The sequence below is a fragment of the Psychrobacter sp. 1Y4 genome, assembly GCF_051847555.1.
In genome coordinates this window covers 1-572 of the sequence record NZ_JBPYDE010000916.1, presented here as the reverse complement: position 1 = coordinate 572, position 572 = coordinate 1, and the positions used below count along the sequence as shown (strand labels likewise).

Annotated in this window: 1 protein-coding gene; it reads right to left on the bottom strand. The window is 38.5% G+C overall.

Going from position 1 to position 572, the window contains the following annotated elements; genetic code table 11:
- Positions 1-305: 305 nt before the first annotated feature.
- The coding region (locus ACS8FC_RS19585; RefSeq protein ID WP_439298014.1) for a pyridoxamine 5'-phosphate oxidase family protein at positions 306-572 on the bottom strand (267 nt) is incomplete at its 5' end.

The following is a 572-nucleotide window of genomic DNA, read 5'->3' as shown; positions in this document are numbered from 1 at the left end:
ATTATTCGGTAAGTGTGACCTAGAGTACTAATAAGGTGGTCAATGATTCCTATTAACAGTTATCAATATAGCGATATCACCTAATAGAACGATACAGCTGGTCTGTAATACCCTGTGAAAGTTTGTAATTATCTGCGTGATTTTATTCAGTAGATGATTTATCAATCAAAAAATACTGTCTAAAAATAGCCTTACCAAAAATAAGACAATAAAAAACGCCAATAAACCGAGGCATATTGACGTTTTGAGCAACTCAGTAACCGTAGGCTTATCTGAGCCAAATCGAGTTATATATTGTTTCTATACTATAGCGATACTTCAAACTGCTCGCCGATGTCTTCGGCTGTTTTGCCGTCTTGTAGCGCGGCGGCTGCCATTTTGAACATATTAATAGTAGAGCTACCACCTAACCAGCACTCAACGCCATGCGGGACGACTTTGATTAGCTGTACGTTTGGATCTTCTTTACCATGTTCAAAAAACGCATTGTAGACTGGTGACCACAGTTCTTCTAATTTGTTTTGGTCTGTTGGTAATTCAGCATTGGCGCTGACAGAGACATAATCTTTTTC